Genomic DNA, 24,747 nt, shown 5'->3' with positions numbered 1-24,747 from the left:
ATTCCTCCAGCTGGCGACGAATGGGTGACGACGAAGGGTGCTACGGGTCAGCTGAGCAGGCGGCGCGGCATCAGCAGGTAGCGGAAGGAACCACCATCGGTGGGCGCACTCTCGTCACCGGTGCCGCTGATGACGACGGGCTTGGAGGCCTGGGTGAACGCGAGCTCCACGACCGGTTCGTCGATGGCGCCGAGGCCGTCGAGCAGGAACGCCGGGTTGAAGCCGGTCACCAGGTCCTCACCGTCGATCTGCGCGGGCACCGACTCCGACGCCTGGGCGTCATCGCCCGAGCCGGCGTCGAGCACCAGGGCGCCGTCGCGGAAGCTGAGCTGGACGGCGGTGTTGCGGTCGGCGACGAGCGAGACGCGCTTGACGGACTCGATCAGCTCGGCCCGGTCGATGCGCGCCACGGTCAGCTTCTCGCTCGGGAAGAGTGCCCGCACCTTGGGGAACTCGCCGTCGAGCAGTCGGGTCGTCGTACGACGAACACCGCCGGGGCCCGTGCCCTCGAAGCCGATGATGCCGTCGCCGGCACCCGATGCGGAGAGCGCGATGGTGACCTCGGGGCCGGCGGTGAGGGACTTGGCGGTGTCGCCGAGGACCTTCGCGGGGACCAGGGCGGCCATCGTGACGTCGGGGGTGCCGGGGTTCCAGGTCAGCTCGCGCTGCGACAGCCGGAACCGGTCGGTGGCGAGCAGGGCGATGGTGTCACCCTCGATCTCGACCCGGACGCCCGTGAGGACGGGAAGCATGTCGTCGCGACCCGCGGCCGTGACGGCCTGGGCGACGGCGTGGGCGAACGCCTCGCTCGGGACGGTGCCCGTGGCGCTCGGCATGTCCGGGATCGACGGGTAGTCCTCGACGGGCATCGTCTGCAGCGAGAAGCGCGAGGATCCGCAGGTGAGCGAGACGCGGGTGCCGTCGAGGGTGATGTCGACGGGCTTGTTCGGGAGGCTGCGGCAGATGTCGGCGAGCAGCCGGCCACTGACGAGTGCCTTGCCCTCGTCGCTGACCTCCGCGTTGAGCGTGGCGCGGGCCGACGTCTCGTAGTCGAACGTCGAGAGGATCAGGCCCTCGTCGCTGGCCTCGATCAACAGGCCGGCGAGGACAGGGGCACTGGGGCGCACCGGAAGGCTGCGGGCAGCCCAGGCCACGGCGTCGGCGAGGACGTCACGGTCGACACGGAACTTCACGGCGTCGTACCTCATCACTAGTTCGAAGGAGCCGGGCCCAACTCGCTGCGGTGCGCCTGCCGGGGAATGACAGATCTGGAGTTCGTGCCCGTGTGGGGTTGCATCCTGCCATGTCATTCCCAAGACCTGCACCCAGAACCTCGTCGAAGCCCCTCGGGGATCGGTCCCGGTCCGCTGAGTGCACAGGGAAAGGGCCCGGAGAGGTGCTGCGCTTCGAAGTGTTGGAGTTCAAGAGGGAGTAGTCATAGGTGCGGTGGAAACTGTGGATGACCGACGTCTTCGCAGGTCAGACCGCAGATGACCGGTGGATGAAGGGTGTGGATGAAATCGGTACGAACGGGGTGCCCCTGTGCACGAACCCCCGGTCGTACGACGAGCTCCAGGTGGTTCCACGGAATCCTCCCCGTGTAGTTCGCACAATTCGGGGTGGTTTCTCCACAGGCTGGAATCACCAGAAGATTTCTGGCACGAGCCGCAGGATCAGCCCTGCCGGGCCTGCATCTTCACGCGGTTGGTCAGTTCGCTGACCTGGTTGAAGACGGCACGACGCTCGCCGAGGAGCTGGTTGATCTTGCGCTCGGCGTACATCACGGTCGTGTGGTCACGGTTGCCGAACTGCGCACCGATCTTCGGCAGCGACAGGCCGGTGAGCTCACGGCACAGGTACATGGCGATCTGACGGGCCATCACCAGGTGCCGGCCGCGGCTGGGACCGGTGAGCTCCTCGATGGAGAGGCCGAAGTACGCCGCGGTCTGGGCGATGATGAGCGGCGCGGTGATCTCCGGCTCGCCACCGTCGGGGATCAGGTCCTTGAGCACGATCTCGGCCAGCGTCATGTCGACGTCCTGGCGGTTGAGGTTCGCGAAGGCGGTGACCCGGATCAGGGCGCCCTCGAGCTCGCGGATGTTCGTCTGGATCTTGCTGGCGATGAACTCGAGGACGTCGGAGGGCGCGGTGAGGCGGTCCATGGCGGCCTTCTTGCGAAGGATCGCGATCCGGGTCTCGAGGTCGGGCGCCTGGACGTCGGTGATGAGGCCCCACTCGAAGCGGTTGCGCAGCCGGTCCTCCAGCGCCTCGAGCAGCTTGGGCGGCCGGTCGGAGGTCAGCACGATCTGCTTGTTCGCGTTGTGGAGCGTGTTGAAGGTGTGGAAGAACTCCTCCTGGGTCTGCGTCTTGCCCGCCAGGAACTGGATGTCGTCGATCAGCAGCACGTCCACCTCGCGGTACTTCCGCTTGAACCGGTCCTGCCGGTCGTCGCGGATCGCGTTGATGAACTCGTTGGTGAACTCCTCGCTGGAGACGTAGCGCACCTTGGAACCGGCATAGATCGTGCGGACGTAGTGCCCGATCGCGTGCAGCAGGTGCGTCTTGCCGAGGCCGGACTCCCCGTAGACCAGCAGCGGGTTGTAGCTCTTGCCCGGCGCCTCGCTGACCGCGACGGCCGCGGCGTGGGGGAAGCGGTTGGACGAGCCGATGACGAACGTCTCGAAGGTGTACTTCGGGTTCAGGCGCGATTCGCCGGTCCCGGTGGCCGAGGGGCCGGCCGCGTTGGCGGCGTTCAGGTCGGGCGGGGTGAACGTGGCGTCGTACCCGGGGGCGGCGACGACTGCGGCCGCGTCGTACGTCGACGAATCGGTTTGTGGCTTTGTCGACAAGTCGATCTGCGGCGTCGGGGCCGGCTGCTCGAACGTCGGCTGGTCGTAGCCGGGTCCCTGGTCGTACGGCGCCGGGCCACCCTCGAACGGCACGTCATGGCGCAGCGTGCTGTCGACGGTCACCGCCAGCTGCACCTCCTGGCCGAAGCGTTCGGTCAGGGCGTCCTCGAGCTGGCTGCGCAGCCGACCCTCGAGGCGCTTGCGGGTGAAGTCGTCCGGGACGGCCACGATCGCGGTGGTGCCGTGCAGCGTGACGGGCCGGCTCGCCTGGAGCCAGGCACGCTGATGGGCCTGGAGCTCACCGACGACAGCGGACCACTCGACGCCGAGACGGGTCGTCGCCGAGTCCGGGACCGAGTCCGGGTTGGGGTCGTTCTGGGGCTGATCGGGGTTGCCGGTCACGCCTCACACCTCTCGCTGTTCGTCTTGTCCGGTCCGCCGGTGGGCGGCCTTCGGGTGGTGCCGGCCGAATTCAAGGGGCTGGCTCCACAAGTTTGTCCACAGGTTGTGAACATTTGCATCACTGGCGCGTGATACGAAACCGAGGCCGCCTCGAATCGGCGCTCCGATCACTGTTTCCGCAGGTCAACGCCTTGTGGTGGGGGTTGATGGTGCTGCGGGTCACGGTGTCGACGGGCTGCTTCGAGGTCCGGCGGGGAAACCCGGATCCATCGAACCTAGACGCCGATCGGCCTGCGGATCAACCCGCTATCCACAGGTTTTCACCTTCATCTGTGCAAGGAGGGCGGGGGTGCCGTCGGTTTGACCCCGGATTGGGCCTGCGCGTACCGTTGATTGGTCAACCGGAGTCGACCGGTGCCGCATGTCCACGAGGCCCTGACCGCCTCGTGGCTGCGCGGTGCCGGCCGACAGGTCCTGCGGCTCCTGACCGGAGCCTCTCCTGGGCTGCCGGCTGACCCTTCCCGACATTTGCACCTGAGAGGTCATCGTGAGCAAGCGCACGTACCAGCCGAACAACCGCCGCCGGCACAAGGTCCACGGCTTCCGCCTTCGTATGCGGACCCGCGCGGGTCGCTCGATTCTGGCGAACCGTCGCCGAAAGGGCCGTCAGAGCCTGTCCGTCTGAGGACGGCTCGTGTCCGCCCAGCGCATTCCGTGGGGCTGACCGTGCTCACCGCCGGTTCCCGGCTCACCGACCCCGAGGGTTTTCGGGCGGCGAGTCGTCGCGGCCGTCGCGCCGGAAGCCGCTCCGTCGTCACCCACCTGCTGCCCCCTGAGGGCACGCAGGTCGTTGGCGTGTCCGGAGCAGGTTCCGCGCGCGTCGGGTTCGTCGTCAGCAAGGCCGTCGGTACGGCGGTGGTCCGCAACCAGGTCAAGCGCCGGTTGCGGCACGCCATGCGCGATCGCCTGGACGCGCTTCCCGCGGGCTCCCTGCTCGTGGTGCGGGCCCAGGCACCGGCTGCCACGGCGTCGTACCCGGAACTGGTGGCGGACCTCGACCGTTGTCTGCAACGCGTGGTCCCGTCCGACGCCATGGCCGGGGAGGCGTGATGAAGTGGCTGCTGATCGGTCTGGTGCGCGGCTATCAGCTCCTGATCAGCCCGATGCTGGGTCCCACCTGCCGCTACTACCCCTCCTGTTCGGCGTACGCCGTCCAGGCGCTGCAGGTGCACGGAGCCTTCAAGGGCACCTGGCTGGCCGTACGACGCCTGCTGCGGTGCCACCCCTGGTCTCCCGGGGGCGTTGACCACGTCCCTGAGCGCACTCCGCGCTCCCCCGAACTCCGTACGGCGTCCGCCGGCGGACCTCACACTCAGCAAGGAGCCTGATCCGTGGGCATCTTCGGCGACATCGGCCACTTCATCATGGTGCCGCTCTACTACATCATCTCCGCGGTGCTCATCGGCTGGCACGAGCTGTTCAGCCTGCTGGGCCTGGATCCCGCCGGTGGTCTGTCGTGGGCACTGTCGATCATCGGCCTGACGCTCGTGATCCGGGCGGCGCTGATCCCGCTGTTCGTGAAGCAGATCAAGTCCAGCCGCAACATGCAGCTGCTGCAGCCCAAGGTCAAGGAGCTGCAGAAGAAGTACGGCCACGACCGGCAGAAGCTGGCCGAAGAGACGATGAAGCTCTACAAGGACGCGGGGACCAACCCGTTCGCGTCCTGCCTGCCGATCCTGCTGCAGATGCCGATCTTCTTCGCCCTGTTCCGCCTGCTCGACCAGGCCGCCAAGAAGAACAAGGCCCACGGCTTCCTCGACGCCGACCGCGCCAAGCAGTTCGGCCAGTCCGAGGTCTTCGGCAAGATCCCGCTCGCCGACTCGTTCTGGGGCTCGCGCACCTGGGGCCCCGAGCCCCAGACGGCCGTCATGATCGTCGCGCTCGTCCTCGTGCTCGCGATGACCGCCACCACCTTCTTCACCCAGCGCCAGCTGATGGCCAAGAACATGCCGGCCGAGGCGATGAGCGGCCCGTACGCCCAGCAGCAGAAGATGCTTCTCTACATCCTCCCGGTGGCCTTCGGCCTCGGTGGCGTCGCGTTCCCGATCGGCGTGCTCCTCTACTGGACCACCTCGAACCTGTGGACGATGAGCCAGCAGTTCTACGTCATCCGCAACAACCCTGCGCCCGGAACGCCGGCCGAGCAGGCCAAGAAGGAGCGCGACCGCGCCAAGGCCCTGAAGCACGGCAAGGTCGACCTCGTCGCCGAGGCGGAGGCCGCTGAGGCTGCTGCCGCCGAGGAGCGCCGTGCGGCCGCCGTACGACAGCAGCCCAAGCGCCAGACGAAGGCCCAGCGCAAGAAGAACGCCGGCGGCGCCAGTAACAGCGCCGCCAACAAGACGAAGCCCACCACGAACCAGGGAGAACCCGAATGAGCGCCGACATCGAGACCGAAGCCGTGACCGAGAACGAGGTCGTGGAGACGGACGCGCGGGAGACGGACGCGCAGGAGACGGACGCCGCGGACGTCGACGCTCCGGCCGCTGCCGCCCCGAAGACCGAGGCCGACCGGGTTGCCCGCCTCGAGCAGGAAGGCGACATCGCCGCCGACTACCTCGAGGAGCTGCTCGACATCGCGGACCTCGACGGCGACCTGGACATCGACGTGGAGGCCGACCGAGCCGCCGTGTCGATCGTCGGTGCCGACCTCTCGCAGCTCGTGGGCTCCGACGGCAAGGTGCTCGAAGCCCTGCAGGAGCTCACCCGCCTCGCCGTCTACCGCGAGACCGGCGAGCGTTCGCGCCTGATGCTGGACATCTCCGGCTTCCGTGCGGACAAGCGCACCCGCCTCACCCAGCTCGGTGCGGAGACGGCCGCCCAGGTCATCGCCTCCGGCGAGCCGGTGTCGCTCGACGCGATGTCGCCGTTCGAGCGCAAGATCGTCCACGACGCCGTCGCCGCTGCCGGTCTCCGGTCGGAGTCCGCGGGCGTCGAGCCGCGTCGCTACGTCGTCGTGCTCCCCGCGGACGCCTGAGCCTCCGCGGCCCAGTCGACGTTTCACGTGAAACAAGACGACTCCACCACACCCCCGGTGTCTCCGGATCCGCAGGATCCGGAAGGCCCGGGGGTGCGGTCTTCTGTGGGACCCGTCCCGGCCGCTGCCGCCGAGGTCTTCCCGGCCGACCGGTTGCCGCTGGCGATCCGGTACGCCGAGCTGCTGGCCACCGAGGGAGTGATCCGCGGCCTGATCGGGCCGCGTGAAGCCCCGCGCCTGTGGGACCGGCACCTGATCAACTGCGCGCTGCTGTCGCCCGCGCTCCCCCAGGGCGCCACGGTGGTCGACATCGGCTCCGGGGCGGGCCTGCCCGGCCTCGTGGTGGCTGTTGCCCGCCCTGACCTCTCCATCACCCTGGTGGAGCCCCTGCTGCGTCGTACGACGTTCCTGGAGGAGGTCGTGGCGGAACTGGACCTGTCCAACGTCACGGTCGTCCGGGGCCGCGCCGACGCGTTGCACGGCAAGGCGACGTACGACGTCGTCACGTCCCGCGCGGTGGCTCCCCTGGAGCGACTGCTCGGGTGGAGCATGCCGCTCGTCGCACCGCACGGAGCCCTCGTCGCCATGAAGGGCAGCTCGGCTGCCGACGAGGTCGCCGCCGCGGGTCCGACGCTGTCGAAGCTGCGGTGCGCTCCCCCCACCATCGACACCCTCGGCGCCGAGGTTGGTGGCCTGGACGGTGTCGATCCGATTCAGGTCGTCCGGGTCACCTGGGCCGACCCAACACGCGTATCGTTGCCCCCTCGTGGCACCCGTGGTTCTCGCGAATCACGTCCCGGTACGTCACGTTCCAAGAGGAGGAAGTCGTGAGCGACCCGTTCACCCCCGAAGGGTTTTCCACCGATGGGAGTACCGGTCCTGAGCGTGCCCATCCACAGACCGGCCCTGGTTATCCACAGGTAGCGGTGTCGAGTGATGTCGCGGCCAACGACGATGTTTCACGTGAAACCGGTCCCGCCGAGGACGCTGACGTTTCACGTGAAACGGTGACGGCGCCGTACCCGCCGATGTCGAGCCAGGTCCGGACCGCGGCTCAGCTGGCCGAGGCCGCCGCCGACTTCGACGACGACCTGACGCCCCTGGCGCGGGCCGCACAGGCCACCGTCCTGGTGCGCGCCGGCATCCCGCAGGAGCACCTCGCCCGACCCTCGGAGACGCGCGTCTTCGTCGTGGCGAACCAGAAGGGCGGGGTCGGCAAGACCACCTCGACCGTCAACCTCGCTGCGGCGATGACCCAGCTCGGCCAGAAGGTCCTGGTCATCGACCTCGACCCCCAGGGCAACGCGTCGACCGCGCTGAACATCGATCACCACCAGGGCACCCCCTCGACCTACGAGCTCCTCGTGGACGGCCTGGCGATCGCCGACATCGCGCAGCCGTGCCCCGACGCGGCCGGTCTCTGGGTCGTCCCGGCGACCATCGATCTCGCCGGAGCCGAGATCGAGCTGGTCAGCGTCGTCGCCCGCGAGCAGCGCCTGAAGAAGGCGATCGACGCCCACCCGCGGATCGGTTCCGCGGAGAAGGTGGGGGAGGACCGGTTCGACTACGTCTTCATCGACTGCCCGCCGTCGCTCGGCCTGCTCACCCTGAACGCGCTCGTCGCGGGTGCCGAGATGATGATCCCGATCCAGGCCGAGTACTACGCCCTGGAGGGCCTCGGCCAGCTGCTCAAGACCGTCGACATGGTCCGCGCCCACCTGAACCCCGACCTCGCGGTCTCCACCATCCTGCTGACGATGTACGACGCCCGGACCCGCCTCGCGGCCGGTGTCGCCCAGGAGGTCCGCGACCACTTCGGTGACCAGGTCGTGAAGACGGCCATCCCGCGATCGGTCCGCGTCTCCGAGGCACCGTCGTACGGACAGACCGTGATGACCTACGATCCGGGCTCGCCGGGGGCCCTCAGCTACCTCGAAGCGGCGCGCGAGATCGTCACGAAGGGCAGTCTTCAGTGAACGCCGGGGCACCTCGTCGCGGCCTCGGTCGCGGCCTCGGATCGCTCATCCCGACGGCTCCCCCTGTCAACTCGACATTTCAGGATGCGGACCTTTCCGCAGGAGCCACTTCCAGCGCGTCCGTGGACCCCGGGTCCACCGAATCGGCGCGAGGCCCTCAGATCGAAGATTCGGGTCTGGCGCCCGTTGACGGGGCCTACTTCGCCGAATTGCCCGTCGACCAGATCAAGCCCAACGCGGTCAACCCGCGGACGGTCTTCGACGAGGACGCGATGGCCGAATTGGTCCACTCGATCCGCGAAATCGGCCTGCTCCAGCCCGTCGTCGTACGACGAAGCGGCCCGGACACCTTCGAGCTGGTCATGGGGGAGCGGCGTTGGCGCGCGACCCAGCAGGCCGGCCTCGCCACCATCCCGGCGATCGTCCGGGAGACCGACGACACCGCGATGCTCCGCGATGCGTTGCTGGAGAACCTGCACCGCAGCAACCTGAACCCGCTGGAGGAGGCCGCGGCCTACCAGCAGCTGCTCGAGGACTTCGCGTGCACGCACGAGGAGCTCGCCCAGCGGATCGGTCGCTCGCGTCCGCAGATCAGCAACACGATGCGCCTGCTCAAGCTCTCCCCGGCCGTCCAGCGCCGGGTCGCAGCGGGCGTCCTGTCCGCCGGTCACGCCCGGGCGTTGCTCGGCGTCTCCGAGGCCGACCTCCAGGACCGGCTCGCGCAGCGGGTCGTGGCCGAGGGCATCTCGGTGCGCGGCCTCGAGGAGATCGTCGCGGTCGGTGACGTCGGCGGCGCTGCCCCGCGTCCGCCCCGGGCCCGCCCGAAGGCGCCCGGGCTGGTCGAGCTCTCGGATCGCCTCGGCGACCGGCTCGAGACGCGGGTCAAGATCGACCTGGGCAAGGCCAAGGGCAAGATCAGTATCGAGTTCGCCAACACCGGCGACCTACAGCGCATCGTCGACCTGATCGACCCGCGCAACCGCCAGGACCGGCCGATCTGACCTCGTGCGGGTTCATCAAGGGATGTGGTCGAGGCGACACTTCCCTCGACGTGCAATGCCGGGGAAGTGCAGATTCGCCGACATACCTTGATGAACCCGCAGCAGGATCAGCTCGGAGGTTCCGAGGCCAGTCACTGGCGCTCCTCGCATCTCAACCACCGGGCTGACCTGCGGAAACACCGATTGTCGACAAAGCGACAAGGCGACAAACCGATATATCGGTAGGTCTACTTGTCCTTCTTCGCAGCGCGCTTCTCGGCCGCCTTGGCCGCACGCTTGGCGGCCCGTTCCTTGAGCTCGGCGGCGTCCATCTCGAGGGCCTTCTCCGGCGTCGGCGCGGAGCCACCGAAGCGGGCGGGGGTCCACCAGGAGCCCGGGGCCTTCTCGTCCTCGGGGTACTCCGCGATGACCTCGTCGAGCATCTTCTGCATCGCCGCTCGCAGGGCGGCGGTCTCGGCGGCGAGGTCCTCGCCGGTCGGGTACATCGGATCGCCGACCTTGACCGCGATCGTCTTGCGCTTGCGGGAGAAGTCCTTCGCGTGGTCCTTGGTCATCAGCCGGTGGGCGCCCCACACGATCATCGGGATCAGGGGGACGCCGGTCTCGGCGGCGATCTTGACCGCCCCGACCTTCAGCTCCTTGATCTCGAAGGAACGCGAGATGGTGGCCTCGGGGTAGATGCCCACGACCTCCCCCGCCTCCAGGTAGGCCTTCGCGTCGAGCATCGACTGTGCGCCCGACGAGCGGTCCACGGTGATGTGGTGGAAGGAACGCAGCAGGTGGCCCACCCCGGGGGTGTCCATCATCTCCTTCTTGATCATGAACCGGACCAGCCGCTTGGACGGGTTGGCGCCGAGGCCGCCGTAGATGAAGTCGACGTACCCGGTGTGGTTGATCGCCAGCAGCGCCCCGCCGGTCCTCGGCACGTTCTCCGTGCCGGACAGCTGGAACTTCTGGCCGAGGGCCTTGAAGAGGACCTTGGCCGTGATGATGACGGGCGGGTACGTGATGTCGCGCATACCCCCCAGTGTGTCAGCGTCGTGTGGCGAGGAATTCCGCGATCCGGCCAATGGCCTCTTCGAGCACGTCGACGTCGGGGAGCGTGACGAGGCGGAAGTGGTCGGGGGCGGGCCAGTTGAAGCCGGAGCCGTGGGTGACCAGGATCTTCTTCGAGCGCAACAGGTCGATCACGAACTGCTCGTCGTCGTCGATGGCGTAGACCTCGGGGTCCAGGCGGGGGAAGCAGTAGAGCGCGCCGCGCGGGCGGACCGAGGAGACGCCGGGGATCTCGTTCAGGAGCCGGTCGGCGAGCATCGACTGCTCGTAGAAGCGGCCTCCGGGCACGATCAGCTCGTTGATCGACTGGTAGCCGCCCAGGGCGGTCTGGATCGCGTGCTGGGCAGGCACGTTGGCGCACATCCGCATGTTCGCGATCAGGGTGAGGCCCTCGAGGAACTCCTCGGCGATCTCCTTGGGGCCCGAGATCATCACCCAGCCGGCGCGGTACCCACAGACGCGGTAGGCCTTCGAGAGGCCGCTGAAGGTCAGGCACAGGACGTCGGAACCGGCTGCTGCGGCTGCGTGGTGGTGCACCGCGTCGTCGAACAGGATCTTCTCGTAGATCTCGTCGGCGAAGACCACGAGGTCGTGGCGCCGCGCGATGTCGACGAGCTTGGCGACCATGTCCTTGCTGTAGACGGCACCCGTGGGGTTGTTGGGGTTGATGATGACCAGCGCGTGCGTGTTCTCGGTGATCTTCGACTCGATGTCGGCGAGGTCCGGCATCCAGTCGTTGTCCTCGTCGCACTTGTAGTGCACGGGCTTGCCACCGGACAGCGACACCGCGCCGGTCCACAGCGGGTAGTCGGGCGCCGGCACCAGGATCTCGTTGCCGTCGTCGATGAACGCCTGGAGCACCATCGAGATCAGCTCGGAGACGCCGTTGCCGATGAAGACGTCCTCGACGTCGGTGTCCTTGAGCCCGCGGGACTGGTAGTACTGCGCGACCGCGGTGCGGGCGGAGTAGATGCCGCGCGAGTCGCTGTAGCCCTGCGCCTCGGGCAGGTGGTGGATCACGTCGGCGAGGATCGCCTCCGGAGCCTCGAACCCGAACGGTGCCGGGTTGCCGATGTTGAGCTTCAGGATCCGGTGGCCCTCGGCCTCGAGGCGCTGGGCCTCGACGAGGATGGGTCCCCGGACGTCGTACCGGACATTGCGAAGCTTCTGGCTCTGGCGGATCTTGCGCACACGGCATTCTCGCAGGTCCGCGCCAGCGGATTTCGGGACTACCATCGACAGCACCCCGCCAAGGAGAGCGCGATGGCGCGTACGACGGTTCCGCTGACCCTCGACCTGCTCGAGGCCCTCGACGCGCCCTGCCACTCCTGCCTGTTCTGGGAGCGCGAACCGGTGCACCGCGACGCGATCCCCGAGCCCGAGTGGGCGCGCGAGAAGGAGACCTGGATCTCCGAGGTGCTGCGGGAGTGGGGCTCCTGCGGTCGGGTGGCCCTGGTCGACGGCGAGCCGGTCGGCTACCTGACCTACGCCCCGCCCGCGTTCGTGCCGGGATCCGCCGCGTTCCCCACCGCCCCCGTCTCGGCCGATGCCGTGCTGCTGACGACGGCCTGGGTGCGTCCGGAGTTCACCGGAGCCGGCCTGGGACGCCTCCTGGTGCAGGGCATGGCCCGCGACCTGGTCGGCCGCGACGACATCCGCGCCGTGGAGGCGTTCGCCAGCACCGGTGTGGCCGTTCCGGGCGCCCGGAAGAGCCCGACCTGCGTCGTACCGGCGGAATTCCTGGCCCGGGTGGGCTTCAAGACGCACCGGGCGCACCCGCGGACGCCGCGGATGCGGATGGAGATGCGCTCGCTCATCACCTGGCGGGGCGAGGTGGAGGCTGCGTGGGAGCGGATCGTGGGCGTCGTACGACGGCCGAAGCCGGCGCCGACGCCTGTTTCACGGGAAACAGGAAGCCCCCGGGGTTGAGTCCCCGGGGGCGTCTGCGTGGTTTCGAGGCTCGGCCGCGGGCGGCCTCGCACCTCAACCAGCGGTCGTGCTCAGGCGTCGATGAACTCCGAGAGCTCCTTGAGGATCGCGGCCTTCGGGCGGGCGCCGACGATCGTCTTCACGACCTCGCCACCCTGGTAGACGTTGATCGTCGGGATGCCGGTGACGCGGTACGAGGCCGGGGTGACCGGGTTCTCGTCGACGTTCAGCTTGTAGAACGTGATCTTGTCACCGTGGGCACCGGCGATCTCGTCGAGGATCGGGGCGACCTGGCGGCACGGACCGCACCATTCGGCCCAGAAGTCCACGAGGACAGGCTTGTCGGACTTGAGGACCTGAGCGTCGAACTCGGCGTCGGTCACTGCGGAGATGTTGTCGGCCACGAGGGCTCCTTCAGGGGTATTTTGAATCTTGAACGAAACGTCTGGTCGTAGAACCTACGCGTTCGCGGGGGTATTCCCTGCGGTCGCTGCGGCGTGGTCGAGGAAGCCGATGTAGCGCTCCGCGTCGAGGGCGGCGGCGCAGCCGGTGCCGGCGGCGGTGATGGCCTGGCGGTAGACGTGGTCGACCAGGTCGCCGGCCGCGAACACGCCGTCGATGTTGGTCGCGGTCGAGCCGGGCTTGACCAGCACGTAGCCGTTGTCGTCGAGGTCGACCTGGCCGACGAGCAGCTCGGAGCGGGGCTCGTGGCCGATCGCGATGAACAGGCCGGTAGCGGGCAGCTCGCTGAGCTCGCCGGTGACGGTGTCCTTCAGGGTCAGCGACTCCAGGGACTCCTCACCGTTGATGGTCTCGACGGCGGAGTTCCAGATGATCTCGAGCTTCGGGTCAGCGAAGGCCCGCTCCTGCATGATCTTCGAGGCGCGCAGCTCGTCGCGGCGCACGATCAGCGACACCTTGGAGCCGAAGCGGGTCAGGAACGTGGCCTCCTCGACGGCGGAGTCACCACCACCGACGACGGCGATGTGCTGCTCGCGGAAGAAGAACCCGTCGCAGGTGGCGCAGTAGGAGACGCCGCGGCCGGACAGCTTCTCCTCGTTCGGGAGGTCGAGGTGGCGGTAGCCGGAGCCGGTCGAGAGGATCACCGAGCGGGCGGTGTAGGTGGCGTCGGCGGTCTTGACGACCTTGATGTCACCGGTGAGGTCGACCTCGATGACGTCGTCGGCGATCAGCTCGGCGCCGAAGCGCTCGGCCTGCGCGCGCATCTCGTCCATCAGGGCCGGGCCCTGGATGCCGTCACGGAAGCCGGGGAAGTTCTCGACCTCGGTGGTGTTCATCAGCGCACCACCGGCGGTCACGGAACCCTCGAACACCAGGGGCGCGAGCTGGGCGCGGGCGGCGTAGATCGCCGCGGTGTAGCCGGAGGGACCGGACCCGATGACGATGACGTTGCGGGTCTCGGACGTGGCGGCGGTGGACATGGAACTCCCCGATGGGTCGACAGTGGGCTCGACGGAACAACCCGATGGTAGGCGGCCCTGTTCCCCGTGTGACGAGGGAGTCAGCCCGTGGCCGCCAGCGTGGTCGAGTGCAGCACGTCGCCGGTACCGCAGGCCAGCACCTCGGCCTCCTGGGTCTGGCCCACGGGTTCGCGGAAGGCAGCGACGGCCGACTTGCCGTCGTACACGATGCCGACGAGGTAGCCGAGGCCGAAGTCGGCCGGCTCGCACATGAAGTCCTTCGGTGCCGTGAGCGTCGCGCCGTCGTACTCGGCGGCTGCCGGGTGCGGCAGCGTGATGTGCTGGAGCGCGACGAGGTCCTCGCGCAGCGAGTCCGCGCGCACCTCGCGCAGCGGCTCGTCCGTCACGATGCGCCGGGGCTCGACCGGGAGCGACGACGGCTGTGAGGGCGCGGCCTCCTGGCCCGCCGTGGACGGTACGACGGCCTTGTCGTCCCCGGACGCCGGCGACTCGGCCAGGCCGGAATCACCGCCGGCGTCGCTGCGGGCGGGGTCGTCGTCGGACATCTGGTCGGCCGCGGTCATGGCGTCGTCGGAGCCCCCGCGGTCGCTGACGATGCCGGCGCCGACCGCACCGGCGACGACCACCGCGGCAGCGGCGAGCAGGTAGCGGGCGCGGACGCGCCGGTGCCGGGCGAACGGGTCCAGGGGGAGGATCCGGTGGTCCTCGGGGTGCGAGATCTCGGGGGTGACGGGGCGGTCGGCGGCCAGGGACGTGATCACGGCGTCCAGTCGTGCGACGACCTCCTCGGGCATCGGCTCCGGACCGCCGGCCTCGGCGAGCGCGCGTCGTACGGCGGCGTCCTGGGCAGGCGTCAACGGCGCACCGGTGTCCTCGGCGTCGTCGGCACCATCGGTGGCGCTCGGGTCGATCGGGTCGATCGGGTCAGTCATCAGGTCCCCTGGCATTCGGACCCCGGCCGGGTGCGGTCGGAGTCAGTCGGTTGTCGGCGCGCCGGCCGGGGGAGGCCCACGCGTCGCCAAGGGTCCGACGTGCGGGTCCGCCGCCGGGTTCCCCGGTACGGCGTCGCGGGCTGCGGTGGGCGAGGTGATGTCGGCCTCGTCCTCACCGTCGTGGAGTACATCGGCCAGGAGCCCGGCGAGGCGCGCGCGCCCCCGCGAGCAGCGACTCTTCACGGTGCCCTCGGCGCAGTCCAGGATCCGGGCGACCTCGGCGACGGGGTAGCCCTCCATGTCGACCAGCACCACGGCCGCACGCTGCTCCACCGGCAGGGTGGCCAGGGCGGCGCGGACCCGGTCGCGGCGTTCGCGCGCGACGCTGGACTCGGCCGGGTCGATGCTGTCGCCGACGGTGGTGCGGGCACTGCTCGCGTGCTCGTCCAGGTCCTCGGGCAGGGGTTCTGCCCGTCGTACCTTGGCCGAGCGGAGCCGGTCGAGGCAGGCGTTGACGACGATCCGGTGCAGCCAGGTGGTGACCTGGGCGTCACCACGGTAGGAGGACGCCCGCCGGAACGCCGCGATCACGCCCTCCTGGAGCCCGTCGGCCGCGGTCTCGGGGTCGCTGCAGGTGCGCAGGGCGACGGCCCAGAGGCGGTCGCGGTGGCGGGCGAAGAGGATGCCGAAGGCGTCGGGGTCACCGGCGATGTGGGCGGCGAGGAGGTCGGAGTCGGGCAGCTCGCGGGGCTCACTCTCCACGGACCACCACCTCAGAGATCTCGGCCCGGAAGTCTCCATCGACCTCGGGCAATGCCGTCAACCAGAGGACAAGGTAGCGGCCGGTGACCGGAGCAGCCGCCGCGCCCTCAGCCGGCGGAGCAAGGGTCAGCCGACCCGAGCCGGTGGCGGTGGCGACGGGCTTGCCGGTCGGCGCGGCCTCGGGAGGTGTGTCGAAGGAGTAGAGCTCGACGGTCGCGGTGCCCTGGGCGAGGCGGAGGTTGACGCTGCGGACGTCGCGCTTGCGGCCCAGGTCGAGGACCAGGCCGACCCCGGTCTTCAGTCCCAGGGGCGGGCCGAACTGGTCCTTGTAGGTCGAGGTGTTCCAGCTCGTCGCGTTGTCGCCGTCGAAGAGGTTCGGCAACCCGTCGGGGTTCTCGCCGTCCTCGCCGAGCGGGTCGAAGTCGGTGGCGCGCACTCCCGTGATCACGGGCGCCTGGGTGGCCGCGCTGGTGGTCGGCTCGGTCGGATCGGGGTCCGGGTCGCCGCCCAGCGCCGTGCGGCCGCGCCCGAGGTTGAACGCGATCGCGACCGCCACCAGGAGGATCACGGCGATCGCCACCGCCATGGCCAGGCGCAGCCAGTTGCGGCCGGGTACGGCCTCCGCTTCCGTGGTGTCGTCGGCGTCCGTCGCCGGGGCACCACTCGGGTCCCACGGCCAGTAGCCGTGCGGGCGCACGCCGTCCTCGCCGGGATCGCCGGGGTGCGGATCCAGGGGTACGGCGTCGGGTCGCGGGCGTCGTACGGCGGGACCGTCGGGGGAGTCGGGCACGAAGAGGGGGCGCTCGGGCGGGTCCTCGAACGGCGGTGGGGGCGGCGGTGGCGTGCTGCGGGTGCGCAGCCACTGGACCTCGTCGTCGTCGTCACCACCGAAGAGCGGGATGCCGGCCTCGGTGGGAAGCTCGGAGACGAGCGGAATGGGCGGCTCGTCGGGCTCGTCGGGCTCGGGCGTCGGACGTGCGTCGACGCTCTCCTGGGTCCGCTCGTCGACCTCGATCACGACGGGCGCGGGCTCGGGCTCCTCCCGTTCCGGCGGAACCACCGGCAGGTCGTCCTGGGAGGCGTCGTGCGGCAGCGGGTCGAGGACCGCAGGCAGCCAGATCGGCCGCAGCTCGTTGATCGGGGGGATCGACTGTGCCAGCGCGTCCGGCATCCCCGCCGGGTCCCCGACGAACTCCAGGAGCTCGGCCGCGATGCCCTGGGCCGTGGTGACGTCCGGATGGTCCGAGCCGAGCCGGCGCCGGCGGCCGTGGTCCTGGTTGCAGTCGAACTCGCGCCAGAGCAGGTCGAGCGGCTTCGGGACGCCGGCGCGGACCTGGCGCGGGCTGAGGAAGGCGTCGTTCTCGCGGGGCGCGGCCGGGACGATCGAGCCCGAGGGGCCGGGCCAGGTGCCGGTCAGCGCGCAGTAGAGCAGTCCGCCGAGGTCCTCGAGGTCGCCGCGGACCTCGCCGGGGGGCAGGCCGTGCAACGCAGCATCGACGCACATGCCGATGATGCGCACCGAGCCGTACCGGTCGATCAGGATGTTCTCGGGGTTCAGCCGGCCGTGGGTGACGCCTGCGGCATGGGCGCGGGCGATGGCGGACGCCACGTCGGCGACCAGCCAGGCGGCCCGTCGTGGACCGAGCGGGCCGGCGTTGGTGACCAGGATGTCGAGGGAGATCCCGGTGCCCCACTCGTTGACGACGAAGGAGCGGCCGTCCTCGCTCTCGGCGTCCAGCACGCGCAGGATCCGCGGGTCGAGCACGGAGGCCGACGTACGGGCAGCGTCGAAGAGGCCGGGCGCCCGCGGGTCGTCCTCAGCGATGACGTGCAGGGCGACGAAGCGTTCGAGGACGGCGTCGCGCGCGCGCCAGAACCGACCGCCACCGGTCTCGCTCAACAGGTCGATCAACCGGTACCGGCCAGCGAGCACATCCCCCGACCGCGTCGACGTCGCCACCCAGTCCCCCTCCGATCTCCTCGGATCCTTTGCCATCCTAGGAGACCCCCGAGATCACGGGGGTCACCTGCGTCGAACGCGTGCCGTGACCGTCGAGACGACCGAGGTCACCTCGTCCAGGCGGAGCAGCTGGGCCGCCGCGAGGAAGGCTCCACCGGCACCGGCGCTCACGATCGCGGCCTCCAGCACCGACCAGGTCCAGTGCGGGCGGCTCACGAATTCGGCGATCGTGTCGGTGACCACGAGGTCGAGGAAGAGGCCGACGCCGAGCACGACTGCGGCGGCCACGAGCAGGCGCACCACGAACCCGACCCACTCCCCGATCCGCCGGGGCGCGGGCTCCTCGCCCGAGCGGAGCAACCGCAGCAGCACGATCGTCGAGAGGGTGGCGCCGACGGTGTAGGCGCCGGTGTAGGCGACGACCAGCATCGGCGCGGTGTGGTCCTCGTCGACCCGGCCCACCAGCAGCGTGGCCAGGCCGATGTTGGTCGCGGCGATCACGCACTGCACGAAGAAGACGGCGCGGTTGCGCTCCAGCGCGTAGAACCCGCGCAGCACCAGGTAGTGCACCGTGAACGCCACGACGCCCAGCCCGAACAGCACCATCGACGGCTCGAACCGGCCGGCCTTCCCGGCGGTCGCACCGTGTCCCCACAGCACCGTCGCCAACGGGAGCGCCAGGGCCGGCAGCAGCGCCGCAAACGGTACGACGACGACGAGCGCCGTGCGCAGGGTGCTGCCGAGCGTGGCACCCAGCGCGGCGAGGTCGCCGCGCGCGGCGGAGGCCGAGAGACGGGGCAGGATGGCGGTGGCCAGCGAGACGGTGATGACCGAGTGCGGCACCATCACCGCGAGCATCACGCTGGAGTAGATGGTGATGCCGGTGCCTTCGGCCGAGGAGGCGGTACCGCCGGACGCGAGGCGCACCACGACGACGTACGCGATCTGGTTGACGACCACGAACAGGACGGTCCACACGCCGAGCTTGAAGGTCTGGCCCAGGCCCACGCCGCGGAAGTCGAAGCGGGGTCGGTAGCGCACGCCGGCGGCGCGCAGGTACGGGACCAGGATCAGCAGCTGGGCGGCGATGCCGAGGGTGGAGCCGATGCCGAGCAGCAGCTCCTGGTTCGCGCTGAACGCCCCCTGCTGCTCGGAGCTCGTCGCCGCGCCGAACACGACGAGGTAGGTCACCAGCACCGCGATCGAGATGATGTTGTTGGCGATCGGCGCCCACATCATCGGTCCGAACTTGCCGCGGCTGTTGAGGATCTGCCCGATCAGCGCGAACATCCCGTAGAAGAAGACCTGCGGCAGGCAGAAGCGGGCGAAGTCGATCGCGGACTGGCGTTGGTCGGCGAGCGCCGGCTCGTTGTAGTCGTGGTTGAGCATCACCTGCATGACCCACGGTGCCGCCACGACCAGCAGCACGGTCACGGTGGCGAGGAAGCAGATCGCGAGCGTCATCACCCGGTCGACGTACGCGGCTCCGCCGTCGGTGTCGTTCTTCATCGCGCGCACGAGCTGCGGCACGAGGACCGCGTTGAAGACCCCGCCCGCGATCAGGATGTAGAGCATGTTCGGGACGGTGTTGGCGATGGTGAAGATGTCCGCGTGCAGAGAGATGCCCAGCGCGGCGGCCAGCAGGGTGGACCGGATGAAGCCGCTGAACCGCGACACGACCGTCCCGGCCGCCATCACGGCGGTGTTGGCGAGGATCCGCTTCTGCTCGGTGGAGCCGGTGCCGGCGGAGGTCTCGCTCACGGTGTCGCCTCGACGGCCTCGGCGTCCTGCTCGCTGCGCCTCCGGAACCGGCGGGCCAGGCGGATCCCGATCGCCAGGAACAGGATCGCGGCGCCGGTGCCCATGATGATCCAGATGACGACGCCGACCTGGCCCGAACGCAGCGGCAGCGCGTCGTCCGCGCCGATCGCGGCGCCGTCGGGGTCGGTCAGGCGCAGGGTGACGTTGTGGACGCCGGTGCGGGTCATGTCGGCGGTGATCGGGACCGACGTACGACTCCTCGCGGCGAGGCGGACCGGGTTGGCGACGCCGATCCTGGCGCCGTCGTCGGTGCGGGCATCGACGTTGACGGTGACGGGGTAGGGCAGTGCGTTGCGCACCGAGACGCTGAAGCCGCCGGACGTGCCGGACAGGGTCACGCCGTTCGGGGCGTCGATGGTGACCTGGCCGAGCTGCTCCTCGATCCACTGCCGCGTGCGGGTCAGGCGTACGGCGGCGTCGCGGTCCCCGCGCAGGGCGTACGACGTCCCGGCGATCGCCTCCGCGATCAGCTCGTCGCCGATGTCGTAGTCGTCGCCGAGGATCGCCTGGAGCGAGCGCGCGGCCCGGACCAGCTGGCCGGCCTCGACGAGGACGCTGGAACTGAGCTCCGCCTTGGCCTGGGACTTCGGATAGGTCAGCGTGCTGGCGTCGATCTGCCGCTCGTCGGTGCCGGTGCCCTCGGTCGGCTGCGCCGTGGCGACGACCTGGCGGAGGTCGGTGAGGTCGAGCCAGCGGACGTCGAGCCCGGTCCAGAAGGCCGCGGCATCGGTCGCGGTGACGGTGTCGGGCACGACCACGACCAGGGGCTCGGGCGCCTGGCCCTTCGCGCCCAGCAGTCGCACCGCGGCCTCGCTCAGGATCCGCTGGCGCAGGGCCACGGGCGCGGTGACGGGGTCGGGTCCGGGGCCGCCGCTGGCAGCCGTCGTCGCCGTCACGATGACCGGCCGGTCGCCGATCAGCCCGTCGGTCGGCGGTCGGCCGGAGAAGGTCTCGGTCGGGAACATCTGGTCGCCCAGCAGCACCGCGGCGCCGTCGTCCACGGTGTCGATGCCGCCCGGGCTGAGGAAGCCGTCGGGGCCCGTGACCACGGGGAGCGGCTCGACGTCCCATGCGTCGAACTCGGCGCTCGGGTGCTTGCGGGCCGTGTCGTAGAGGCTGGGCAGGTGGTGGGCGGCGGCGGAGAGGTCCGGGTCGCCGTAGGGCAGCGCGGCGGTGGTGTCGATGGTGAGGACGGTCTTGGCCTGCAGCAGCCACGACGTTGCGGCGGTGACGAGGGGATGGTCGGCCGGCAGGCCGGGCTCGTCCTCGCTGCCCGCGGGTTCCTCGTCCTCGTTGCCCGCGGGTTCCTCGCTGGCCGGGGGTTCCTCGGGATCGGGTGCCGGTGCCACGTCGCGCGGCAGGTTGCGCAGGGACAGGTGCCGCACGGCGTCGAGCACGGCGGGATCGACCAGCCACGTCACGGGGTTGATCCCACTGGCCGCGCCGAAGGCCAGCGGTCCGCCGAGGTTGCCGTCGAGGGTGAGCGCCTCCTGCCACGACGCCGTACGACTGAGGGAACCGTCGCTGGCGTGGGTGACCGGGCCGCGCAGGGGCACCACGACGGCGGTCTCGACGGTTCCGTCGACGTTGCCCGGGATGTACGGCAGGAAGGTGCGCGCCCGCCCGTCCGCGATCAGGTCGCGCGGCGTGCTCTGGCTGGCGCCGAGGGCGTGCACGCCGAACCAGTAGACGCCCGCGGTCGGCGCCGGGAACAGGACCCGCAGCGCCGCCTGCGGGATCCGCAGGGTGTACGAAGCCACCTGGCCCGGCACGAGTGCGCTCACCTGCGACTGCACGGCGGTGTAGCGCTCGCCGACCGGTGCCTCCGCGTCGAGGTCGGCAGCGACCTCCAGCTCTGCCGACGTGGTCATCACGCTGGCGCAGATGGTGCAGCCCGGCCCGGAGCTGAACATCGGGTAGAGGCTGACGTCCTCCCAGGTCTCCAGGCCGACGTTGGTGATCGTGCCGCTGACGACGAGTGGTCCGGAGCGGGGCAGTCCACCGGGGGTCAGCTCGTCGATGGTGATCGCCAGCGGGGCGTCGTCACCGTCGTCATCGGGGCCTGCCGCGACGCGTGGAGTGGTGGCGTGGCCGCCCTCGTAGGCAGCGGTGGCACTGTCGTCGGCATTGTCGTCGGCGCTGGCCGCAGGCCCGGCCAGGACGGCCGCGCCGAGCAGCAGTCCGGTCAGTCCACCCGCGAGAGAGCGCAGGGGAGAACGACGGACGACCACCCCCCGAGGGTAGTGGGGCCACCCCGGCACCCAGCGGACCCCACGGCGCAGGTGCCCTCGCCGAGGTTGATTGACATCAATCAACCTCGGCGAGGAAGGGGTCATGGCTCCTACGGCCTAGACTCCTGCGCCGTGACCGACCCCGCTGACGACTCGCCCGCTGCCCCACTGCGGCTGGTCGACGTACAAGCGGCCGTCACCGCCGAGCTGGACCGGATCGCACCAGTCATCGACGACCTCGGCCGCCTCTTCGAAGCGGCTGGCCACGAGCTCGCGCTCGTCGGCGGACCGGTCCGTGACGCGATGCTCGGCCGGCGCTCCAACGACCTCGACTTCGCGACGTCCGCGCGCCCCGAGCAGACCGAGAAGCTGCTGAAGGCCTGGGGCGACGCCTGGTGGGACATGGGCCGCGACTTCGGCACCATCGGCTGCCGCAAGGGCGACTGGGTGGTCGAGGTGACCACCTACCGTTCCGAGGAGTACGACGCCGACTCCCGCAAGCCCGAGGTGCAGTACGGCGACACGCTGGCCGGCGACCTGGGTCGCCGCGACTTCAGCGTCAACGCCATGGCGGTCCGGGTTCCGGGTCGGGTGATCGAGGACCCGTTCGGCGGCGTGATGGACCTGGCGCACCAGGTGCTCCGCACGCCCGGGACGCCGGAGCAGTCCTTCTCCGACGACCCGCTGCGGATGATGCGGGCTGCCCGCTTCGCGTCCCAGCTCGGTTTCACGGTCGACCCGGACGTCGTCCGTGCGATGACCGAGATGGCCGACCGCATCGAGATCGTCTCCGCCGAGCGCGTCCGCGACGAGCTGGTCAAGCTGATCTGCGCCGCCCACCCGCGCCAGGGCCTGTCGCTCCTCGTCGAGACCGGGCTGGCCGAGCACGTGCTGCCGGAGCTGCCGGCGCTCAAGCTCGAGCGCGACGAGCACCACAGCCACAAGGACGTCTACGACCACACCCTGACCGTGCTCGAGCAGGCGATCGACCTCGAGCCGCGGCTGACCGAGCGGGCCGGGATCGCCGCCCCCGACTTCGTGTCCCGCTTCGCCGCGTTGATGCACGACGTGGGCAAGCCGAAGACGCGGCGCTTCCAGGACGACGGCATCGTCACGTTCCACCACCACGACGTGGTCGGCGCCAAGCTGACCCGCAAGCGGATGAAGGCGCTGCGCTTCTCCAACGACCAGATCGACGCGGTCGGTGACCTGGTCGAGCTGCACCTGCGCTTCCACGGCTACGGCTCCGGCGAGTGGACCGATTCCGCCGTACGTCGCTATGTCCGCGACGCCGGCGACCAGCTCGAGCGTCTCCACGTGCTGACCCGCGCCGACTGCACGACGCGCAACAAGCGCAAGGCCGACCGCCTCAGCCGGACGTACGACGACCTCGAGGCCCGCATCGACCGGCTCAACGAGGAGGAGGGGCTCGCCTCCCTCCGCCCGGACCTCGACGGCAACCAGATCATGGAGATCTTGGGCATCGGCCCCGGCCGCGAGGTGGGCGAGGCCTACAAGTTCCTGATGGAGCAGCGCCTCGACAACGGTCCGATGGCCGAGGCCGACGCGATCGTCGCGCTCAAGGAGTGGTGGGCCGCGCGCGCCTGACATGTCCTACCTGGGGCGGATGCCGGCGATCCCTACTGGCCGGTAGCCTCCGCGCATGACTGACACGATCGACAAGCTCCTCGAAGACTCCATCGAGATCGACGCTCCCGCGGACAAGGTGTGGGCGCTCGTCACCGACATCCCCGCCATGTCCAGGCGAAGCCCGCAGGTCGTGAAGTCGACCGTCAAGGGTGGCGTGGTCAAGGAAGGTGCGACCTTCCGCAACCTCAACAAGCAGGGCATCAAGCGCTGGCCGACGGCCGGCAAGGTGGTGCGCTTCACCCCTCCCACCGACTCCTCCGTGGGCGAGTTCGCGTTCCGGATCCGCGAGAACTGGACCGTCTGGTCGTTCGAGATCGAGCCGACCGCGACCGGTGGCACCCGCCTCACCGAGCGCCGCGAGGCCCCCGACGGCATCTCGCAGCTGTCGCAGGTGCTGACCAAGCTGGTCCTCGGTGGCCAGGAGCCGTTCGCCGAGGAACTGCGCGCCGGCATCCGCGCGACGCTCGAGAAGATCAAGGCCGAGGCCGAGGCGGCCTGAGCCCCACCTGACCATGACGAAGGGCCGGTTCCCCGTGGGGGAACCGGCCCTTCGGCTATCTGGTCGTCAGGTCACTCGCCGGAGATGAACTGCTCCAGCAGGAGGCGACCCTCGGTGTCCTCGATCTGGACCGGCGGGCTCTTCATGAGGTACGCCGACGCGGCGATGATCGGGCCACCGACGCCACGGTCCAGGGCGATCTTCGCGGCGCGCACGGCGTCGATGATGATGCCGGCGGAGTTCGGGGAGTCCCAGACCTCGAGCTTGTACTCGAGGTTCAGCGGAACGTCACCGAAGGCGCGACCTTCGAGGCGGACGTAGGCCCACTTGCGGTCGTCGAGCCACGCGACGTAGTCGGACGGGCCGATGTGGACGTTCTTGCTGTCCGTCAGGTTGGCCAGCGAACCGGTGAGGTTCGAGGTCACGGCCTGGGTCTTGGAGACCTTCTTGGACTCGAGGCGCTCACGCTCGAGCATGTTCTTGAAGTCCATGTTGCCGCCGACGTTGAGCTGGTACGTGCGGTCCAGCGCCACGCCACGGTCTTCGAACAGCTTCGCCATCACGCGGTGCGTGATGGTGGCGCCGACCTGCGACTTGATGTCGTCACCGACGATCGGGACGCCGGCGTCCTCGAACTTCTTGGCCCACTCGGGGTCGGAGGCGATGAAGACGGGCAGGGCGTTGACGAAGGCCACGCCCGCGTCGATGGCGCACTGGGCGTAGAACTTGTCAGCCTCCTCGGAACCAACGGGCAGGTACGAGACCAGCACGTCGACCTCGGCGTCCTTGAGGGCCTGGACGACGTCGACCGCCTCGGCGGCGGACTCCTCGATCGTCATCCGGTAGTACTTGCCGAGACCGTCGAGCGTCGGGCCGCGGAGGACCTCGACACCGAGGGTCGGGACCTCGGCGATCTGGATGGTGTTGTTCTCCGAGGCGTTGATGGCCTCGGAAAGGTCCTTGCCGACCTTCTTGTCGTCGACGTCGAACGCCGCGACGAACTGGACGTCAGAGACGTGGTACTGACCGAACTTCACGTGCATGAGCCCCGGGACGGTGCTCGTCGCATCGGCGTCCCGGTAGTACTGCACGCCCTGGATCAGGGAGGTGGCGCAGTTGCCCACGCCGGCGATCGCTACTCGAACCGAACCCATGGGGTGTGTTCCTTCCTTGGTACTCATGACTGGTGACTGTTCATGAACG

Annotated in this window: 23 protein-coding genes; 11 read left to right on the top strand and 12 right to left on the bottom strand. The window is 69.7% G+C overall.

Going from position 1 to position 24,747, the window contains the following annotated elements:
- Nucleotides 1-47 precede the first annotated feature (47 nt).
- Nucleotides 48-1,193 (bottom strand): DNA polymerase III subunit beta, encoded by a 1,146-nt coding sequence (dnaN, locus tag ACOACQ_RS15825; RefSeq protein ID WP_420288732.1) that lies wholly within the window; start codon nucleotides 1,191-1,193, stop codon nucleotides 48-50.
- A gap of 480 nt (nucleotides 1,194-1,673) precedes the next feature.
- Complete coding sequence (gene dnaA / locus ACOACQ_RS15820; RefSeq protein WP_420288731.1) at nucleotides 1,674-3,251, bottom strand: chromosomal replication initiator protein DnaA; 1,578 nt, start codon at nucleotides 3,249-3,251, stop codon at nucleotides 1,674-1,676.
- A gap of 547 nt (nucleotides 3,252-3,798) precedes the next feature.
- On the opposite strand from dnaA, the gene rpmH reads away from it, so the two are divergent.
- The 8 genes from rpmH (at nucleotide 3,799) to ACOACQ_RS15780 (ending at nucleotide 9,262) form a co-directional block, all read left to right on the top strand.
- The gene (gene rpmH, locus ACOACQ_RS15815) at nucleotides 3,799-3,936 is read left to right on the top strand and encodes a 50S ribosomal protein L34 (protein ID WP_082573308.1); all 138 of its coding nucleotides are present in this window, start codon (nucleotides 3,799-3,801) and stop codon (nucleotides 3,934-3,936) included.
- A gap of 41 nt (nucleotides 3,937-3,977) precedes the next feature.
- A complete protein-coding gene (gene rnpA, locus ACOACQ_RS15810; RefSeq protein WP_420288730.1) occupies nucleotides 3,978-4,361 on the top strand; it encodes a ribonuclease P protein component in 384 nt (127 codons plus the stop codon).
- The gene (yidD, locus tag ACOACQ_RS15805; protein ID WP_378596917.1) at nucleotides 4,361-4,639 is read left to right on the top strand and encodes a membrane protein insertion efficiency factor YidD; all 279 of its coding nucleotides are present in this window, start codon (nucleotides 4,361-4,363) and stop codon (nucleotides 4,637-4,639) included. The genes rnpA and yidD overlap by 1 nt, the downstream gene beginning before the upstream one ends.
- A gap of 3 nt (nucleotides 4,640-4,642) precedes the next feature.
- Nucleotides 4,643-5,686, top strand: a complete 1,044-nt coding sequence (yidC, locus tag ACOACQ_RS15800; protein ID WP_378596918.1) for a membrane protein insertase YidC — start codon at nucleotides 4,643-4,645, stop codon at nucleotides 5,684-5,686.
- The gene (locus ACOACQ_RS15795) at nucleotides 5,683-6,285 is read left to right on the top strand and encodes a protein jag (RefSeq protein WP_420288729.1); all 603 of its coding nucleotides are present in this window, start codon (nucleotides 5,683-5,685) and stop codon (nucleotides 6,283-6,285) included. Before yidC ends, ACOACQ_RS15795 begins: the two co-directional genes overlap by 4 nt.
- A 93-nt stretch (nucleotides 6,286-6,378) precedes the next feature.
- On the top strand, nucleotides 6,379-7,116 hold the full coding sequence (rsmG, locus tag ACOACQ_RS15790) for a 16S rRNA (guanine(527)-N(7))-methyltransferase RsmG (RefSeq protein ID WP_420288728.1): 738 nt from the start codon (nucleotides 6,379-6,381) through the stop codon (nucleotides 7,114-7,116).
- A gap of 176 nt (nucleotides 7,117-7,292) precedes the next feature.
- Entirely contained in the window at nucleotides 7,293-8,261 is a 969-nt protein-coding gene (locus ACOACQ_RS15785; RefSeq protein WP_420288727.1) for a ParA family protein, read from the top strand.
- Complete coding sequence (locus ACOACQ_RS15780) at nucleotides 8,258-9,262, top strand: ParB/RepB/Spo0J family partition protein (protein ID WP_420288726.1); 1,005 nt, start codon at nucleotides 8,258-8,260, stop codon at nucleotides 9,260-9,262. The genes ACOACQ_RS15785 and ACOACQ_RS15780 overlap by 4 nt, the downstream gene beginning before the upstream one ends.
- Nucleotides 9,263-9,489: 227 nt before the next feature.
- Here the strand turns inward: ACOACQ_RS15780 and ACOACQ_RS15775 are convergent, their stop codons facing one another.
- Together ACOACQ_RS15775 and ACOACQ_RS15770 are read right to left on the bottom strand one after the other, a co-directional pair.
- Nucleotides 9,490-10,281 carry a lysophospholipid acyltransferase family protein gene (locus ACOACQ_RS15775; protein ID WP_420288725.1) on the bottom strand — a complete coding sequence of 264 codons (792 nt, stop codon included), beginning with the start codon at nucleotides 10,279-10,281 and terminating at the stop codon, nucleotides 9,490-9,492.
- Between the two features lie 13 nt (nucleotides 10,282-10,294).
- Nucleotides 10,295-11,509, bottom strand: coding sequence for a pyridoxal phosphate-dependent aminotransferase (locus ACOACQ_RS15770; protein ID WP_378596186.1), 1,215 nt, complete (start codon nucleotides 11,507-11,509; stop codon nucleotides 10,295-10,297).
- Nucleotides 11,510-11,581: 72 nt separating this feature from the next.
- Between ACOACQ_RS15770 and ACOACQ_RS15765 the strand changes: the two genes are divergently transcribed.
- Nucleotides 11,582-12,247 carry a GNAT family N-acetyltransferase gene (locus tag ACOACQ_RS15765; protein ID WP_378596185.1) on the top strand — a complete coding sequence of 222 codons (666 nt, stop codon included), beginning with the start codon at nucleotides 11,582-11,584 and terminating at the stop codon, nucleotides 12,245-12,247.
- A 71-nt stretch (nucleotides 12,248-12,318) separates the two neighbouring features.
- Here ACOACQ_RS15765 and trxA read toward each other — a convergent pair whose 3' ends face one another.
- The 7 genes from trxA to ACOACQ_RS15730 form a co-directional block, all read right to left on the bottom strand.
- A complete protein-coding gene (gene trxA / locus ACOACQ_RS15760) occupies nucleotides 12,319-12,651 on the bottom strand; it encodes a thioredoxin (protein WP_036543871.1) in 333 nt (110 codons plus the stop codon).
- A 54-nt stretch (nucleotides 12,652-12,705) separates the two neighbouring features.
- A complete protein-coding gene (gene trxB, locus ACOACQ_RS15755; protein ID WP_420288724.1) occupies nucleotides 12,706-13,689 on the bottom strand; it encodes a thioredoxin-disulfide reductase in 984 nt (327 codons plus the stop codon).
- 80 nt (nucleotides 13,690-13,769) lie between these two features.
- Nucleotides 13,770-14,621, bottom strand: a complete 852-nt coding sequence (locus ACOACQ_RS15750; protein ID WP_420288723.1) for a hypothetical protein — start codon at nucleotides 14,619-14,621, stop codon at nucleotides 13,770-13,772.
- Nucleotides 14,622-14,663: 42 nt separating this feature from the next.
- Nucleotides 14,664-15,383 carry an RNA polymerase sigma factor SigM gene (gene sigM, locus ACOACQ_RS15745; protein WP_420288722.1) on the bottom strand — a complete coding sequence of 240 codons (720 nt, stop codon included), beginning with the start codon at nucleotides 15,381-15,383 and terminating at the stop codon, nucleotides 14,664-14,666.
- Nucleotides 15,373-17,343 (bottom strand): hypothetical protein, encoded by a 1,971-nt coding sequence (locus tag ACOACQ_RS15740; RefSeq protein ID WP_420288721.1) that lies wholly within the window; start codon nucleotides 17,341-17,343, stop codon nucleotides 15,373-15,375. The genes sigM and ACOACQ_RS15740 overlap by 11 nt, the downstream gene beginning before the upstream one ends.
- A 63-nt stretch (nucleotides 17,344-17,406) precedes the next feature.
- Complete coding sequence (murJ, locus tag ACOACQ_RS15735; protein WP_420288720.1) at nucleotides 17,407-19,104, bottom strand: murein biosynthesis integral membrane protein MurJ; 1,698 nt, start codon at nucleotides 19,102-19,104, stop codon at nucleotides 17,407-17,409.
- Nucleotides 19,101-21,395, bottom strand: a complete 2,295-nt coding sequence (locus ACOACQ_RS15730; protein WP_420288719.1) for a DUF6049 family protein — start codon at nucleotides 21,393-21,395, stop codon at nucleotides 19,101-19,103. The genes murJ and ACOACQ_RS15730 overlap by 4 nt, the downstream gene beginning before the upstream one ends.
- 168 nt (nucleotides 21,396-21,563) lie before the next feature.
- On the opposite strand from ACOACQ_RS15730, the gene ACOACQ_RS15725 reads away from it, so the two are divergent.
- Together ACOACQ_RS15725 and ACOACQ_RS15720 are read left to right on the top strand one after the other, a co-directional pair.
- Nucleotides 21,564-23,003 (top strand): CCA tRNA nucleotidyltransferase, encoded by a 1,440-nt coding sequence (locus tag ACOACQ_RS15725; protein WP_420288822.1) that lies wholly within the window; start codon nucleotides 21,564-21,566, stop codon nucleotides 23,001-23,003.
- 55 nt (nucleotides 23,004-23,058) lie between these two features.
- A complete protein-coding gene (locus tag ACOACQ_RS15720) occupies nucleotides 23,059-23,544 on the top strand; it encodes an SRPBCC family protein (RefSeq protein WP_378596177.1) in 486 nt (161 codons plus the stop codon).
- Nucleotides 23,545-23,615: 71 nt separating this feature from the next.
- On the opposite strand, the gene ACOACQ_RS15715 is transcribed toward ACOACQ_RS15720, so the two are convergent.
- Nucleotides 23,616-24,698: an inositol-3-phosphate synthase gene (locus tag ACOACQ_RS15715; RefSeq protein WP_378596190.1), complete on the bottom strand. Its 1,083-nt coding sequence runs from the start codon at nucleotides 24,696-24,698 to the stop codon at nucleotides 23,616-23,618.
- Nucleotides 24,699-24,747 lie beyond the last annotated feature (49 nt).

The organism is Nocardioides sp. CPCC 206347, assembly GCF_048654605.1.
In the GTDB taxonomy this organism is placed as follows: Bacteria; Actinomycetota; Actinomycetes; order Propionibacteriales; family Nocardioidaceae; genus Nocardioides.
The sequence above is the reverse complement of the archived record's forward strand: the minus strand, read 5'-3'. Positions and strand labels throughout refer to the sequence as shown.